The 15,214-nt window shown below is 74.1% G+C and carries 13 protein-coding genes; 5 read left to right on the forward strand and 8 right to left on the reverse strand.

Translation table 11 applies throughout. The features are described from left to right. The first annotated feature begins 78 nt into the window (after positions 1-78). Positions 79-573, forward strand: a complete 495-nt coding sequence (locus ACWEVS_RS35295; RefSeq protein ID WP_452555043.1) for an anthrone oxygenase family protein — start codon at positions 79-81, stop codon at positions 571-573. 181 nt (positions 574-754) lie between these two features. Here the strand turns inward: ACWEVS_RS35295 and kstD are convergent, their stop codons facing one another. From kstD to ACWEVS_RS35310, 3 genes are all read right to left on the reverse strand, one after another. Beyond that, a complete protein-coding gene (gene kstD / locus ACWEVS_RS35300; RefSeq protein WP_452555045.1) occupies positions 755-2,527 on the reverse strand; it encodes a 3-oxosteroid 1-dehydrogenase in 1,773 nt (590 codons plus the stop codon). 87 nt (positions 2,528-2,614) lie between these two features. After that, positions 2,615-3,847, reverse strand: a complete 1,233-nt coding sequence (locus ACWEVS_RS35305; RefSeq protein WP_449926968.1) for an amidohydrolase family protein — start codon at positions 3,845-3,847, stop codon at positions 2,615-2,617. Positions 3,848-3,857: 10 nt separating this feature from the next. Beyond that, positions 3,858-4,505 (reverse strand): hypothetical protein, encoded by a 648-nt coding sequence (locus ACWEVS_RS35310; protein ID WP_452555047.1) that lies wholly within the window; start codon positions 4,503-4,505, stop codon positions 3,858-3,860. Positions 4,506-4,720: 215 nt separating this feature from the next. On the opposite strand from ACWEVS_RS35310, the gene ACWEVS_RS35315 reads away from it, so the two are divergent. Further along, positions 4,721-5,125 (forward strand): hypothetical protein, encoded by a 405-nt coding sequence (locus ACWEVS_RS35315; protein ID WP_452555049.1) that lies wholly within the window; start codon positions 4,721-4,723, stop codon positions 5,123-5,125. Between the two features lie 55 nt (positions 5,126-5,180). Here the strand turns inward: ACWEVS_RS35315 and ACWEVS_RS35320 are convergent, their stop codons facing one another. From ACWEVS_RS35320 to ACWEVS_RS35330, 3 genes are all read right to left on the reverse strand, one after another. Continuing rightward, positions 5,181-6,083: a hypothetical protein gene (locus ACWEVS_RS35320; RefSeq protein ID WP_452555051.1), complete on the reverse strand. Its 903-nt coding sequence runs from the start codon at positions 6,081-6,083 to the stop codon at positions 5,181-5,183. 77 nt (positions 6,084-6,160) lie between these two features. Further along, positions 6,161-7,513 carry a transaminase gene (locus ACWEVS_RS35325; RefSeq protein ID WP_452416820.1) on the reverse strand — a complete coding sequence of 451 codons (1,353 nt, stop codon included), beginning with the start codon at positions 7,511-7,513 and terminating at the stop codon, positions 6,161-6,163. Further along, positions 7,510-8,172: a nucleotidyltransferase domain-containing protein gene (locus tag ACWEVS_RS35330; protein WP_452555053.1), complete on the reverse strand. Its 663-nt coding sequence runs from the start codon at positions 8,170-8,172 to the stop codon at positions 7,510-7,512. The genes ACWEVS_RS35325 and ACWEVS_RS35330 overlap by 4 nt, the downstream gene beginning before the upstream one ends. Before the next feature lie 156 nt (positions 8,173-8,328). Between ACWEVS_RS35330 and ACWEVS_RS35335 the strand changes: the two genes are divergently transcribed. The 3 genes from ACWEVS_RS35335 (at position 8,329) to ACWEVS_RS35345 (ending at position 12,089) form a co-directional block, all read left to right on the forward strand. Then, entirely contained in the window at positions 8,329-8,676 is a 348-nt protein-coding gene (locus tag ACWEVS_RS35335) for a nucleotide pyrophosphohydrolase (RefSeq protein ID WP_449926955.1), read from the forward strand. 382 nt (positions 8,677-9,058) lie between these two features. Next, complete coding sequence (gene recD2 / locus ACWEVS_RS35340; protein ID WP_449926951.1) at positions 9,059-11,179, forward strand: SF1B family DNA helicase RecD2; 2,121 nt, start codon at positions 9,059-9,061, stop codon at positions 11,177-11,179. Positions 11,180-11,225: 46 nt separating this feature from the next. Continuing rightward, the gene (locus ACWEVS_RS35345; protein ID WP_452555055.1) at positions 11,226-12,089 is read left to right on the forward strand and encodes a 3-methyladenine DNA glycosylase; all 864 of its coding nucleotides are present in this window, start codon (positions 11,226-11,228) and stop codon (positions 12,087-12,089) included. Here the strand turns inward: ACWEVS_RS35345 and ACWEVS_RS35350 are convergent. Together ACWEVS_RS35350 and ACWEVS_RS35355 are read right to left on the reverse strand one after the other, a co-directional pair. Continuing rightward, positions 12,046-14,595, reverse strand: coding sequence for a heparinase II/III domain-containing protein (locus tag ACWEVS_RS35350; protein ID WP_452555057.1), 2,550 nt, complete (start codon positions 14,593-14,595; stop codon positions 12,046-12,048). The genes ACWEVS_RS35345 and ACWEVS_RS35350 overlap by 44 nt on opposite strands. A gap of 180 nt (positions 14,596-14,775) precedes the next feature. Then, on the reverse strand, positions 14,776-15,204 hold the full coding sequence (locus ACWEVS_RS35355; protein ID WP_449926942.1) for a PepSY domain-containing protein: 429 nt from the start codon (positions 15,202-15,204) through the stop codon (positions 14,776-14,778). Positions 15,205-15,214: the final 10 nt, after the last annotated feature.

Genomic DNA, 15,214 nt, shown 5'->3' on the forward strand with positions numbered 1-15,214 from the left:
CGCGCGCGATGGGATTTGTCCGCTACCTTCGCTTCCGCGGGCCGTGCCGGCCCGTTTCTCGCCTGTTGGGAGTGTCCGATGGACGTACTGCGCACGCTGTCACTGATCGCCGCGACGTTGTCGATGGGAATGTCGGCGAGCGCGTTCGTGCTCTACGCGCACACCATCATGCCGGGGCTCGGGAAGACCGACGACCGCACCTTCGTCGGCGCCTTCCAGGCCATCGACCGGGCGATCATCAATCCGTGGTTCATCGGCGGCGGCTTCTTCGGCGCCCTGCTGTTCACCGTCGCCGCCGCCGTCACCCAGATCGGCCGGCCGGCCTTCCCGTGGATCGTGGTCGCGCTCGTGCTGTACGTCGTGACGTTCGTCATCACGGTCGGGGTGAACGTGCCGCGCAACGACGCCATCAAGGCGGCAGGGCATCCCGACCGGATCGACGTGGCCGCGGTGCGCCGGCGGTTCGACGAGGCCAGGTGGGCCACGTTCAACATGGTCCGCGTGCTCACCAGCCTTCCGGCCTTCGGCCTGCTGGTCTGGGCGCTGGTCCTGCACGGCCGCGCCTCGGCCTGACGGGCGGGCGCCCGCCAGGCCAACGTGTGAGGGGCGCCCCCAGACCTCGGCGTGAGGGGCGGGTGCCCGCCACGCCTCGGCGTGACCGGTGGGAGCCCACCTCGGCGTGACCGGTGGGAGCCCACCTCGGCGTCACCGGTGGGAGCCCACCTCGGCCTGACCGGTGGGAGGCCGCCGCGCGTCAGGCGCCGGCGATGTCGTCGGCCGCCACGTAGCCGAACGTCATCGCCGGGCCGAGCGTCGAGCCGGCGCCGGCGTAGCTGTTGCCCATCACCGCTCCGCTGGCGTTGCCCGCGGCGTACAGGCCGGGGATGACCGACCCGTCCGCGCGCAGGACGCGCGCCCGCGCGTCGGTCCGCATCCCGCCCTTGGTCCCGAGATCGCCCGGGACGATCTTGAAGGCGTAGAACGGCGGCAGCCAGAGCGGCGCCAGGCAGGAGTTCGGCGCCACGGCGGGGTCGGTGTAGTAGTGGTCGTAGACGCTGTCGCCGCGGCGGAAGTCGAGGTCCTTGCCCGTCATCGCGAAGCCGTTGAACCTGGTGACCGTCTGGCGCAGCGCGGCGGCAGGGACGCCGATCCTCGTCGCCAGGTCGCCGATCGTCCACGCCTTGTGAACGGCGCCCGCGGCGTACCAGGAGTCGGGGAACGGCAGCGTCGGCGCGACGTCCTTGAACAGGTAGCGGTTGCGGTAGTTCTGGTCGGTGATCAGCCACGCCGGGATGTGCGGGCCTGTGGCGTTGCGGTCGTACATGACGTGCACGACGTCGCTGTACGGCGCGCCCTCGTTGACGAAGCGCACGCCGTCCCCGTTGACCAGGATGCAGCCGGGAAGCGTGCGCTCGGCCAGGCAGAAGTACGGCTCGCCGGGCAGCGGGATCGCCGGGCCCCACCAGGCGTCGTCCATCAGGTCGAGGGCGGCGCCGGCGCGGCGGCCGGCCCGGATGCCGTCGCCGGTGTTCTCCTTGGCGCCGACGGTCCAGTCCGTGCCGATGGGCTGCCGCTGGAACTCCGTGCGCATGGCCAGGTCGTGCTCGAAGCCGCCGGAGCCGATGATGACCCCGCGCGCGGCCCTGACCAGCACCTGCGTGCCGTTCTGCGACACGAGCACGCCGGTGGCCCGGCCGTCCCCGTCGAAGCGCAGGTCCAGCAGCGGGGTGTTCAGCCACACCGGCACGCCGGCGGCCATCAGTCCCGCGCGCAGGCCGCCGGCCAGCGCCTGGCCCATCGTGAGCGGGATCTCGCCGCGCAGCTTGGCGGCGGTGTACCTGGCGACGCACTCGGCGGAGACGGCTGCGCCCTTGAGGCTGACCGCGGCCAGCGTGAGCCACTTGTAGTCGGCGCTGAAGACGACCAGGCCGGGCGGCGTGGGGATGTAGGAGGGGTTCAGGTGGGCCAGCTCGGGGCCGAGGACCCTGCCGTCGAGCTGGTCGGGCTCGATGGAGCGGCCGTTCGGCATCCCGCCGGGCAGCTCGGGATAGTAGTCGGAGTAGCCCTCCATCCAGCGGAAGCGCAGCGGGCTGTTGCGCGTGACGAAGGAGATCATGGCAGGCCCGGCGGACAGGAACGCGGCCCGGCGGTCGGCCGGCACGCCGCCGCCCACCACGGCCTCGAGGTAGGTGGCCGCCTTGGCGGGCGTGTCGGGCACCCCGGCGGCCAGGATGACCTCGTTGTTCGGGATCCAGATGCCCGCTCCCGAACGCGCCGCCGAGCCGCCGAACGTCGGCGCCTTCTCGATCACCACCGTCCGCAGCCCCCGCTTGGCCGCCCGCAGCGCCGCGGTCATCCCGGCGGCGCCGGAGCCGACCACGACGACGTCGTAGTCCGCGACGGCCGCGTGGGCGGTGCCGTCGAGACCACCCAGGACACCGGTGGTGAGGACGGCTCCCGCGGCGCCGCGTAACACCTGCCGCCTGGTGTGCCGTGGTGCGGGCTGGGGGGTGTGGTCCGCGGGCATGGCGCATCCCTTCGACGTGAGGCTGATCCTTGACCGGCACCTCGCGCCCGGGCGCCGAACGAAGCATGCGCTTGGTTGGTATGCCTGTCAACGGGCGGGGGGCGAGAACTCCGTCCGCGTGCGCGTACTCGCGACCACCCGACCGCCCACGACGACGTGTCGCGGCGGGGCGTGCAGGGCCAGGGCCTGCCGTACCGTCCGGCCCTCCAGGACCACCAGGTCCGCCGGCGCTCCCGGGACGAGCCGGTGGACGGGACGGCCCAGCACGCGGGCCGCCTCCAGGCTCACCATGTCGTACAGCCGGTCGAGGTCGGCGTCGGCGCGGGCGTCCAGCAGGTGGGCGGCCAGGAACGCGACCTCCAGCAGGTTGTGCCGGCCGAAGGGGTAGTAGGCGTCCTCGATGTCGTCCTGGCCGAGCGCCACCGGCAGCCCCGCGTCGGCGAGGGCGAAGACCGGCAGGTGGAGCGGCCCGGTGTGCGGGTCGCTGACGAAGCCCAGGCCGGCCGCCCGGCACAGCCCCATCAGCCGGCGCAGGTAGGGCTCGGGATACAGCGCCATCGCGCGGGCGTGCTGCGCGCTGCCGCGCACCCCGGTGGACAGCAATGCCGAGGCGAGCATCTCGGTCGTGCGCAGGCCCGGATCGCCGGCGTCGTCGACCAGCATCGCCACCCGCCTGCCCGTACGGCGGGCCAGCTCGACCATGCGGCGCACATGCTCGGCGGCGTCGGCGTCGGTGTACTCGATCCACGGGATGCCGCCCACGACGTCGGCGCCCAGCCGTACCGCCTCCGAGACCAGCTCCTCGGTGCCGGGCCGGCGCAGCAGGCCGTCCTGAGGGAAGGCGACGACGCGCACCTCGACCCGGTCGCGGAACTCCTCCCGCAGCGCCAGCAGCGCCTCCACCCCGGTGAGTCCGGCGTCGGGGTCCACGTCGGCGAACGCCTGCACGGCCCGGACGCCGTGCCGTACCGACTCCGTGAGAGCCCGCCGGGCCCGCTCGGCGACGGCGGCGGCCGTCTGGTCGCGCTTGACCGCGGCGGCGGCCTCGATCGCCGCCATCGCCGCGCCCATCGAGCCCCCGGTGTACGCCTCCAGCGCCCGCGAGCCCGCCAGGTCGAGCGTGTGGACCTTGCACAGGTGCAGGTGGGCGTCGGCGAACGGCTCGGTCACCAGGTTGCCCTCGGCGTCGATCACCGTGGTGGCGCCGCCGGGGGCGTCGCGGTCCTCGGGCGCCACGACGGTGAGGATCCCGTGGTCGGCGGCCAGCATCCAGCGGCCCGGGCGATCGCGCCGGGTGGCGTTGCGAACGAGCAGGTCCACGTAGCCGACCCTACGGTGTGCGGTACCAGGCGGCCTGGAGGGCGCGGATCTCGTCGGGGGTGCTCTCGCGGGCGATGTAGGGGATGTCGAGGAGGTGGCGGCTGCCCGGCAGCTTCCGCCTGACCACGCCGGCGTCCTCGAGCACCTGCGCGTAGACGGAGGCGCCGTCCATGCAGAACACGTCGATCACCGCCACCCGCCCGTCGAGGGCCCGCCGCACGTTGCCGGGGTTCAGGTCGATGCCGTCCCACCAGGGCGTGCGCGCCCGGAACTCGGCGTCGACGGCGGCGGCCGCCTGCCGTACCTCCGCCAGATGCCGGTCGTCGCCCCCGCCCTCCCGCCACCGGCGGGCCACCTCCTCGGCCCGCGCCGGCTCGAGCGGCGCCAGGAACTCCAGCACGGCCAGCGTGCCGCCGCCCTCCAGCGGGGAGTCGAAGGCGACGCGCGGCAGGTACGGGTTGCCTGGCCGGCGGCGGCACAGCTCCAGGAAGGCGGCATAGGCCGGGTCGAACGGGCACACCCTGGCCACCCACAGCCCGTCGGGCGACCGCAACCCCGTCGCCCAGTCGCCGACGCCGCACGGGGTCCAGCCCGCAAGCACCAGCTCGGCCGTGGCGTGGCGGTGGGTCATCGGGGGCCAGGGCAGGTCGGGCAGCACGGCCGCAGCCTACGAGAACCTCCCGTCCGACCGCATGCGGGTTTCCACCTGCCCGCCGAGCCGCCCCGCAGGCCAGCTCCTCCGGGCCGCTCCCTCTCGGGCCGCCTCCGGGCCGCTCCGCCGGGCCGCCCCCATGCCCGCCCCGCCGGGCGGCTCCATTTGGGTGCAACGGGGCTCCAAGCCGGGCACAAGTCGGAGGGCGTAGCTCTTGAGGCATGAGAACACTCCTCGACCTGACCGCCGCCGCCGTCATCGCCGTCTCCGGCGCCGTCCCCGCCGCCGCCGATCCCACCGTCTGGAGGTGGGGCCCCGTCCGCTCCACCGACGGCCACGCCGAGGCCGCCGGCAAGGTGGCCGCCGGCCAGTCGGGCCTCGTCGTGTCCGGCACGCTCGCCGACACCAGGGGCGCCGGCTGCTCCTGGGTCCAGATCAAGGGGATGAGCAGCGAGAACGGGCGCTGGCGGACCGCGTCCGCCGGCGCCTGCGTGCCGGGGACGAAGGGCTTCCGGCGGGACGTCGGCGGTGTCCTGCACATCAGGGTCAGGGTGTGCAGGGGCACCGCCACCGGGCCGACGGGCCGCTGCTCCCGCTGGAGGACCGTCTACACCCAGGGCGGCTGACGTCCCGGGTGCACGCTGTCGTCCCGGTGCGCGCTGTCGTCCCGGGTGCGCACGGTCAACGGCCGCAGGCCGCGCACGCGGGGCGGGTGATCAGGTAGTAGGAGACGGAGGCGACGGCGAGCCCGGCGCCCCACACGACGTAGGCGGGGACGGCCACCCACATGAACGCGGGCTCCTCCAGGGTGCCGTCGATCGTCTCGGTCACCATCTGCGTGATGCCGGTGCCGAAGTAGGCCAGCATCGCGCCCGCGATCGCGAACCCGGGGCCGACGACCAGCCAGCGCGGCACCCCCCGCCCCGCGAGGAACGGCACCCAGTGCGGCCAGACCTTGCCCCACCCGTGCACCAGTGCGAGGGGCAGCAGGACGCCCGCGAGCAGGAAACCGAACTCGAAGACCAGCAGTGAGGGGCTGGCGGCGTAGGGGATGGCGACGCCCATGGTCAGCTGGGCGACGATCCTGAGCAGGCAGCCCGCCACCGCCGCGTAGGCGGCGGCGTAACCCCAGCGAGGGGTCGCCTCCAGGCGCGGGAGGCGGACGCAGCGCAGGCAGCCTGCCGTACGGCGGCGCTGCCACGACAGGGCGGTGGCGCCCGCCAGCAGCCCGACGGTCGCGCAGCTCGCCCTGCTGAGGAAGGCGGGCAGGTCGCGGGGCAGCCCCAGCCCCGGCAGGATGCCGCCGACGACGTCGAGCAGCAGCACCGCCGACGCCGACACCAGCGCGGCGCTCAGCGCCCATGCCGCCAGCACCAGCGGCAGCCGGCCCCCGGTGGCGCGCAACCCCGCCACCACGAGCACGACGCCGGCGCAGAGCCCGACCACCACCCACGCGGGGAAGGTCAGGTCGAAGCCGAGCACCCAGGACGGTGCGTCGCCCAGCGCCCAGGAGGCCTGCACCGCCCCGTAGGCGACAGCGCCGGCCGCGGCGGCCCACGGGACCCACGTCATCCATCGCGTCATGCTCACGAGCTTCGCGTCCGGCGGCCCCGCCGCGATTCGCCCGGCTGGGGGAGGCGCCTCCCCCTGGCGGGGGAACGTCAGCCGACCAGCTCCTCCACCGCCTCGCGGAACAGCACGCCGTGCCGGTCGACGTCGGCGCGCGTCGTGTCGGGGCACATGAGCGCCATGTTGTGGAACGGCGTCAGCAGGACGCCCCGGTTGGCGAGGTAGAGGTGCAGGTAGTCGTCCAGCTCGTCGTCGGTGGCCGCGCGGGAGGCGGTGCCGTTGACCGGAGCGGGGAAGGCGAACCGGTACTCGGCCCGCGCGCCGAGCCGCTGGATGCTCCACGGCAGGCCGGCGTCGGCGATGACGGCGCGCACGTCGTCGGCGAAGACCTCGGCCAGCGCGATCATGCGGGCGAACGCCGCGTCGGTGAGCACCTCGCCGAGCGTCGCCCGGACGGCGGCCATCGACAACGCGTTGCCCGCCAGCGTGCCGCCGACGCCGCCCATGTCGACCAGGTCCAGGTCGGTGCGGGCGAGCACCCGCTCGGCCAGCTCGGCCGACATGCCGTACGCGCCCGCGGGCACGCCGCCGCCGATGGCCTTGCCGATGGTCAGCATGTCGGGTTCGAGGCCCCACAGCCCGGTGGCGCCGCCGGGGCCGGCGGAGAAGGTGTGGGTCTCGTCGTTGATCAGCAGCGTGCCGTACGCGCGGGTCAGCTCGCGCACCTTCTCCAGGTAACCGGGCTCGGGGAGCACGATCCCGATGTTGGTCAGCGCCGGCTCCATGAGGACGGCCGCCACGTCGCCGTGCGCGAGCTGCCGCTCGAGGCCCTCGACGTCGTTGAACTCGGCGACCCTGCTGGTCGCCGTCACGTCGACGGGCGCGCCGACGTTGCCCTCGCGGCTGACGCCCTCGCCGTCGGGGCCGCGGACGATCAGCGACTCGTCCACGCTGCCGTGGTAGCAGTAGCTGTGGAAGAGGATCTTGGGCCGTCCGGTGACCGCGCGGACGATCCTGATCGCCCACCGGTTGGCGTCGGTCGCGGTGAGGGAGAAGCTCCACAGGGCCAGGCCGAACCTGCGCGTGAGCTCGGCGCCCACCCATTCGGCGTCCTCGGTGGGCATCATCGTGCTCGCCCCGCCGTCCTCGCCGAAGCGCCGGGCGACCGCGGCCACCGTCGGGGCGGGGGAGTGGCCCGCCATCGCGGCGGTGTCGCCCAGCGCGAAGTCGATGTAGTCGTGGCCGTCGAGGTCGGTGACGCGCGCGCCCCGCGCGCCGCGCAGGTAGAGGGGGAAGGCGCCGGCCCGCTTGTTCATCCACGTCATGGGCACCCTGCCGAACAGGTGGTCGGCCGCGGCGAACGCCCTGCGGGAGGCGGAATGGCGGGCGATGTAGTCGGCCTGCTCGCGCACCATCAGCGCGCGCAGCCGGTCACGGTCGATCACGGTCTCTCCTCCTGTACGGCACGCGTCCCCTGCGGGGCGGCCCCGGTCTGGACGGCAGGCCGCCACGGGTGGGCGCCGAAGGCGATCGCCAGCGCGTCGTCGAGCCAGCGCCGCTGCTCGCCGGTCAGCAGCGGCAGCACCTCGGCGAAGTCGGCCTCGTCCTTGGGACGCGTGTCCTTGGCCTTGTACAGCAGCTGCACCTCGGGCGCGATCCGCTGGAAACCGTCCTCAGGAACCCCCAGCGTGGAGAGCGGGCGGCGGATCCTCCGGTCGCGCCGGTAGAGCCACTCCTCGCCCTCGGCGTCGTCCAGCATGAGCTGGAACCGCCACGGCCCTCCGGCGCTCGCGCGCACCCAGACGTCGTGCGCCCGCTCCGGCAATACCTCGCCGACCGGCCACGGCCGCAGCGTTCCCGGAGGATCGGCCACGTGGCAGTCCCAGCCGGCCAGCAGGCGGCGTACCGCGAGCTGGTCCCGGCGCAGGACCGACACGTCCACGTCCCCGTGCTCGCGGAAGGCCCGCCCGACGGCCAGCTCGATCGCGTAGCCGCCGCTCACCCACCACGGCACCGTCGAGGCCCCGAACAGGGCGACGACCTCCTCCAGCGGCGCCGGCTCCCAGCGGCCCCACGGTGTCTCAGGTGTCTCAACGCCTGGCATCAGCCCATTGTCGGGTGAGACCGGCCGTGTCCGCCATCGATGGAGTCCGCGGGGTGCACCGGCCCCGGGCGAGCCCCGCTCCCACCGCCGCCGGCAGCGGCGTGTGGTGCGGTCCCCGCGAACCGGCGGGTGACACAGGGGGTAGTGTCACCAGCCATGACGTCCCCGTTGGAGGAGCTGGCGGTACGGCTGCGCGGGTTCGCGAGCGACCGCGAATGGGAGCGGTTCCACACGCCCAAGAACCTCGTGATGGCGCTGGCGGGAGAGGTCGGCGAGCTGGTGGCGGAGTTCCAGTGGCTCGCCGAGGCTGAGCGGCCCGACGAGGAGACGATGGCGCGGGTGCGCGCCGAGCTCGGCGACGTGACCGGCTACCTGGTACGGCTGGCGGACGTCCTCGGCGTCGACCTCGTGGCGGCGGCGCACGCCAAGCTGGACGAGAGCGAGCGCCGCTACGACCCGGAGCTCTACCGCGGCTCCGCCCGCAAGGCCCCACCCCTGTCCTGACCCCGCAGCCCTCCCGACCCCCACCCCTGTCCTGAACCCCACCCCTGTCCTGAACCCCCCCGCGCCGCCCCCTGCCCCTCCCCCGCACCGCCCCTCTCCTGCCCTGCCCCTCCGTCGCCCGCCCTTCTCCTGCCCCTTTCGTGCCCCTCCCCCGCCTCGGCCCTGTCCCGCCTCGGTCCTGTCCCGCCTCGGCCCTGTCCCGCGTGGCCTGTCCCGCCTCGGTCCTGTCCCGCGTGGGCTTTCCCGCGTCGTCTGTCCGGCGCTGTCTGTTCCGTGCCGCCGCGTCCCTCGGGCCGGGCCGGTGGAGGTGGCGCCCCTGGCCGGACCGTTCGGGGCGGTGGGGTGCCGCCGAATGTCGGCGCCGCGTGGTTGGATCCCGTACGTGGAGGCATCCGTCGAGCACCTGGTGTACGTCAGGGAGGACGCGTACACCGTCGCCCGCATGAGCAGCGAGGCGGGCGGGTCCGGCTTCGTCGCCTCCGGCAGGGCGCTGGCGGGGGCGCAGCCGGGCGAGACGCTCCGCCTGGACGGCCAGTGGGAGGAGCACGCCACCTACGGCAAGCGCTTCGCGGTCACCGCGTGCGAGCGTGTCGTGCCGTCCACCGTTCACGCCATCCAGCTCTATCTCGGCTCGGGGCTCATCCGCGGCATCGGCTCGCGCCTGGCCCAGGCGATCGTCGGCCACTTCGGCGAGGACACGCTCACCGTCATCGACACCGCCCCCGAGCGGCTGACCGAGGTGATCAACATCGGCCCCGCCCGCCAGGCGCAGATCGTCGAGGCGTGGAAGGAGCAGAAGGCCGTCGCCGCGCTGATGGTGGTGCTCCAGGGCTACGGGGTCAGCCCGCTGCTGGCCGCCAAGATCTACCAGGTGTACGGCGACGCCTCGGCGGAGATCCTGGCCACCGACCCCTACCAGCTCATCGGCAGGGTCAGGGGCGTCGCGTTCGCCACGGCCGACAGGATCGCGCTGCGGTCGGGCGTCCCCGAGCGCAGCCCGCAGCGGATCAAGGCGGCCCTCGTCGACCGGCTGGAGGCGGCCGCCGCCCGCGACGGCCACTGCTTCCTGCCGCTGCCGGCGCTGGTCGCCCGCACCGCCGAACGGCTGGAGCTGGAGGAGGAGCTGGTCGGCCGGATGGTCGACGCGCTGCTGTCCGAGCGCCGTGTCGTCGTCGAGGAGACCGATGACGACCTGGTCGTCTACTCCAAGGAGCACCACAGCCGCGAGGTCAAGCTGGCGGCGGAGCTGGCCAGGCTCTGCGCCGCCAGGTCGACGCTGCCGCTGCGCGCCTTCAGCGACGACCCCGGCCTGCACGACGATCAGCAGGCCGCCGTGACGATGGCGTTGACCAGCACGGTCTCGGTCCTCACCGGAGGCCCCGGGTGCGGTAAGAGCCACACCGTGCGAGTGATCGCCTCGACCGTGCGGGCGATGGGCGGCGCCGTCACGCTCTGCGCGCCCACGGGCAAGGCGGCCAAGCGGCTGTCGGAGCTGACCGGGCTGCCCGCGACGACGGTCCACCGGATGCTCGCCGTACAGCCCGATCCTGACAAGCTCTTCGACCAGACCCCGGCGCAGGCCGACCTCGTCGTGGTCGACGAGGCGTCCATGCTCGACCTCCATCTGGCCACCCGGCTGTGCTCGGCCATCCCCGACGGCAGCCACCTGCTGCTGGTGGGCGACAGCGACCAGCTGCCGAGCATCGGGCCCGGCAGCGTGCTGTCCGACCTGCTGCGGGTCGAGACGATCCCCCGGATGCGGCTCACCCACGTCTTCAGGCAGGCCGAGGGCAGCGGCATCGTCCAGGCCGCCCACCAGATCAGGTCGGGTGCGGTGCCGTACACACCGGGCGGCGGCGGGTTCTGGTTCGAGGAGCTCGACGACCCGTCGGCGGTGGCGGCGCGGGTGGTGCATCTCGCGACCGAGGCGATCCCCGCGAAACAGGGCGTCCGTCCCGAGCAGGTTCAGGTGCTGTGCCCCATGCGCAAGGGCGACGCGGGCACCGCCGAGCTCGGGCGGCTGATCCAGGAGCGGCTCAACCCGGCCCGCGACGGTACGGCCGAGCACTGGTCGGGCGCGTCGGTCTACCGGGTCGGCGACCGTGTCATGCCGATCCGCAACAACTACGACAAGGGCGTCTTCAACGGCGAGACAGGCACGATCGTCGCCCTCGACAGGGAGGAGCGCGTCGTCGAGGTGCTCATCGACGAGGGCGAGGTGGTGTCCTACGGGTTCGACGAGCTCGACGACCTCACCCACGCCTACGCGATCAGCGTCCACCGCTCCCAGGGCAGCGAGTACCCGTTCGTGGTGGCGCCGCTGGTGGTGGAGGCGGGCGGGGTGATGTTGCGCCGCAGGCTGCTCTACACGCTGGTCACCAGGGCCAAGGCGTGGGTGGTGCTGGTCGGGCAGCGTGAGGCGCTGGAGCTCGCCGTCCACCGGCTCGGCCTGCGCCGCAACACCGGCCTGGCCCGGCGGCTCGCGTTCGTGCTCGCCCGGTGACCCGGCTCGGGATCCGGCACCGGGCGGAGGTTCCTACGATGAAGCCGTGAGGATCCTCGACAAGCGGGAGTGGCAGGCACGGGCCGAGGCGCATCAGCGGAGGGTCGACGCCTGGGTCGGGCCGCACCTGAGCCGCCGCAAGGAGGGCAGGGCCCACCCGGTCGAAGACTTCCTGTTCGACTACTACGGCTACCGCCCCGGGCGGCTGCGCAGGTGGCATCCCGGAGCGGGCGTCGTGCTGGCCGACGCCCAGGGCTACGGAGCCGACTACCTCGACACCGGCGAGGGCGCCACCGTCGACGTCGACCGGCTGCTGGACAAGCGGCGCGCGGTGGTCGAGTGGACGGCCGCGCTGCTGTCGGCGACCGCCGCACGGCAGGGCAACTTCGGCTGCTTCGGCATGCACGAGTGGGCGATGGTCTACAAACTGCCCGCCGACCAGGTACGGCACGCCGCGCAGCCGCTGCGCATGCCGTCCGAGGAGATCGCCGCCGTCGTCGAGCGCCGTGGCGCCCGGTGCAGCCACTTCGACGCCTTCAGGTTCTTCACCGAGGCCGCACGCCCGCTCAACGCCCTGCGGCCGACCCGCGAACGCCAGGTGGAGCTCGAACAGCCCGGCTGCCTGCACGCCAACATGGACCTGTACAAGTGGGCCTACAAGCTGTCGCCCCTCGTGCCGAGCGAGCTGGTCGCCGACTGCTTCGAGCTGGCCCGCGACATCAGGACGCTCGACATGCGCGCCAGCCCCTACGACCTGAGCGCCCTCGGCTACGCACCCGTCCCGATCGAGACGCCCGAGGGCAGGGTCGCCTACGCGGCCGCCCAGCGCGGGTTCGCCGAGCGGGCCGCGCCGCTGCGCCGTACTCTCATGGAGCTGTGCCAGGGGCTGCTCGCCGGCGCCTCTCGCTGACGGTGAAGGTCGCGCGGAAGCGGGCACGGGCGGCGTGCCCGCGCAGGATGAGCAGGCCGAGCGGGCGTCCGTTCGGGTTCCCTTCCGCCGTGGCGGCGTAGGCCGCGAACCCGTCGGGTACGACGAGCGCGAGGTGCGGGGCGCCGTCGAAGTCCCAGGTGCCGCGCAGGATCCCGTCGGCGGGGACGGCGAGCCGGCGGACATCACGCAACGCCGCCGCCTCCTGACCGAGGACGCCCGCGTCACGGCCCTCGGGTCGGGCGTCGCCACCGTTCCCGGGTCGGGCGTCACGCGGGCTCGCGGAGCCGGCGGCGCCCACGTTCTCGGGTCGGACATCGCGGGGGACCTTGGAGCCGGCGTCGCAAGGGCCCGAGGGCGAGATCGTGGAGGAGCAGGAGACGCCGGTGGAGTGAGCGGCGGAGTCGCTGGGATCACGCGGCTCGCACGCGGGCCGGGAGGAAGAGGGCTCCCGGCCGTGGCGGGCGGAGGCCGAGGGCTCCCGAACCCCCTGGGCGGGAGAACCGGAGGGTGGGCCGGTCGAGGGGGCGGCGGGGTGGTCCGGGGTCGGGTCGGGTGAGTCGGAGGGTGGGCGGGTCGAGGGGGCGGCGGGGTGGTCCGGGGTCGGGTCGGGTGAGTCGGAGGGTGGGCAGGTGGAGGGCGCGGCGGGGTGGTCCGGGGTCGGGTCGGGTGAGTCGGAGGGTGGGCAGGTGGAGGGGGTGGCGGGGTGGTCCCGGGGCGGGTCGGGGGAGAAGAGGCCGTCGCCGTGGAAGGCCCATTCGATGCGCCGTGCCGAGGGCAGCGTGACCGTGACCTCGTCGGTCCACCCGTCGTCCGTCACCGCGACCGAGCGGCGCAGCACGTTGCCCTCCCACGCCGACTCCGCCACGAGACGGCGTTCGGACGACTCCAGCAGGCGTCCCGTGTGCGGGGGCTGCCGGGCCCCGTCGACGATCGCCACGTTGTGGGCGAGGGGCGAGCGCATCCACGCCGTGAACGCCGAGCCGTACCCGCTGGTGCCGAGGTCGAGGCTGTACCAGCCGGTGGCGGTCTCGACGTCGACGTTGAGCTTGTCGCGGTGGTCGTGCCAGCCGGCGTCGGGGCCGAACCGCATCGCCAGCCGTACCGCGGGGGAGCGCAGCACCCCGATCCCGGCGTGCGGCCACACGAAGGACGAGCGACGCCCGGCCACCCGGTCCGGCGCGAAGTAGCGGGAGGCGGCGGGCGAGCCCGCGGGACTCCGGCTGGTTCCGGAGGCGGGGGCGGCGGGCGAGCCCGCGGGCTTCCGGTCGGTTCCGGAGGCGGGGGCGGCGGGCGAGCCTGCTGGTTTCCGGTCGGTTCCGGAGGCCGGGGCGGTGGACGGTGAGGCCGCGGGCACCTCGTCCGGGCCGAAGAGCAGGGCGGCGACGGACGAGCGGTACCCGACGTCCACCCCGCCGGGCAGGGCGTCGGGGCGGCCGAACCACGGACGCACCGGGCCGGGACGGCGGCGTTCGTAGTAGGGGGCCAGGTCGACCGCCGCCTCGGGGAGGAGCGTGCAGGCCGCCTCGGCCTGGGCGGCGAAGTCCCCGACGTGGCACTCGGCCCAGCCGTCGCCGTAGGCGGGCAGGCGGGTGTCGGCGTAGGCGAGCGACGGCGGGGCGACGATCGCGCGCGCGAGCCGTCGTGCCGCCCGCTCGGACAGTCCTTCGGGTCCGGCGGCCTCGCGGTAGGACAGGAGGGCGGCGACCGCGTAGTAGTGGTAGTGGGCGTTGATCTCGTACCAGAGACCTTCTGGGTGGAAGCCCTCCATGACCTGGGCTTCCGCGCCGCAGGGCGCGTCGCGGCACCACTCCGTCAGTGTCCGGTCGCCGAGCCGGGCGGCGCACTCGGCCAGCGCGGCCAGCAGCCAGCAGTGGATGTTGTGCACCATGCCGGCCTGCGGGCGCAGCAGATCCGCGATGGCGCTCGCCATGGCGTCGACGGCGGCGGAGGTGGCGGGGCTGAGCACGTCGCCCGCCCAGCGCAGCGCGCGCAGCAGGCCGACGGCCCAGACCGCCTCGTCGAGCGACTGCGGCTGGACCCGGCCCTGGCCCGCGTTGCCGCCGTGGGGTTCGTAGGAGAGGTAGTGGCGGGCGTAGGCGGCGGCGAGGCGTTCGAGTTCGGCGGCGGCCTCCGCGGCGGTGTCCGACAGGCGGACGAGCAGGGCGGCGCGCTGGGCCTGGACGGCCGCGGCGTCGTGCATCGTGGTGCGCCACGCGCCGTCCCACGGCTCGCCACGGTAGACCCGGTCGCACGCGGGGCAGGCGTGCCGCGCGGGCGTGGCGGCGTCGAACACCAGCGGGGCGCCGTCGGCGTCGCAGAAGTAGTGGTGCGTCCACGCCGAGGGCTGGTCGGGGCCGGGGACGACCAGGTCGCGCGACCAGCGGGTGAAGTCCGATCTGATGGCGGTGAGGATCTCCGCCGCCCACGGCCTGGTCTCCAGCCTGCGCCGGATCGCGGGCCACGCGGGCGTGTACGCGGCGCTCATCTCCCCATCCTGCCCACCCTCCCGTCCTGCCCGCCGCGCCGCCGGTCATCCGGCGATCATCCGGGGATCTCCGGCTGTACGGAGGCGCCCGGCCGCACGGGAGACATGGGGCAGCGGTGGAAGCGCCGCGCGTGGGGAGGCGCGCGGCGCATCAGGGCGTCGGGTGTGCGGTGTGGGCTCTCAGCTCGTCTGGCCGCTCTTGGTCACGGTGCCGTCCTTGGCGTCGACCCTGATCTGGTGCCTGGTGCCGTCCGACCCGACGACGTCGGACTCCCAGACCACGGCGCCCTTGTGCCGGTCGAGCTTCAGCTCGGTGATCTTGCCTTCGGGCACCGCGGCGGCCACCTTCTCGGCCGCGTCCTGGTAGGTGAGCTCGGCACCCTTGACGAGGGCGAGGAGCTTGGCCTTGTCCTCGGCGTCGCCTTCCCTGGCGGTGGGCCCCGAGACGACCTTTCCTGAGGAGTCCACTTCGAGCTCCTGCTCGGTGCCGTTCTTCTCGGCCAGCTCGACCTCCCAGATCTTGCCGTTCTCCTCGGCCTCGAGGGAGACGACCGTGCCGCCCTCGACGGCGTCCATGGCGGCGGTGCCCGCCCGGGTGATGTCCTCCATGCCGCCGACT

It is taken from the genome of Nonomuraea sp. NPDC003754 (assembly GCF_053605785.1).

What these genes read in the sequence shown, in the direction of transcription:
- ACWEVS_RS35295 (WP_452555043.1), top strand. Translation starts at nt 79, where the DNA reads ATGGACGTACTGCGCACGCTGTCACTGATCGCCGCGACGTTGTCGATG.
- kstD (WP_452555045.1), bottom strand. Translation starts at nt 2,527, where the DNA reads ATGCCCGCGGACCACACCCCCCAGCCCGCACCACGGCACACCAGGCGG.
- ACWEVS_RS35315 (WP_452555049.1), top strand. Translation starts at nt 4,721, where the DNA reads ATGAGAACACTCCTCGACCTGACCGCCGCCGCCGTCATCGCCGTCTCC.
- ACWEVS_RS35320 (WP_452555051.1), bottom strand. Translation starts at nt 6,083, where the DNA reads ATGACGCGATGGATGACGTGGGTCCCGTGGGCCGCCGCGGCCGGCGCT.
- ACWEVS_RS35330 (WP_452555053.1), bottom strand. Translation starts at nt 8,172, where the DNA reads ATGCCAGGCGTTGAGACACCTGAGACACCGTGGGGCCGCTGGGAGCCG.
- ACWEVS_RS35335 (WP_449926955.1), top strand. Translation starts at nt 8,329, where the DNA reads ATGACGTCCCCGTTGGAGGAGCTGGCGGTACGGCTGCGCGGGTTCGCG.
- ACWEVS_RS35350 (WP_452555057.1), bottom strand. Translation starts at nt 14,595, where the DNA reads ATGAGCGCCGCGTACACGCCCGCGTGGCCCGCGATCCGGCGCAGGCTG.
- ACWEVS_RS35355 (WP_449926942.1), bottom strand. Translation starts at nt 15,204, where the DNA reads ATGGAGGACATCACCCGGGCGGGCACCGCCGCCATGGACGCCGTCGAG.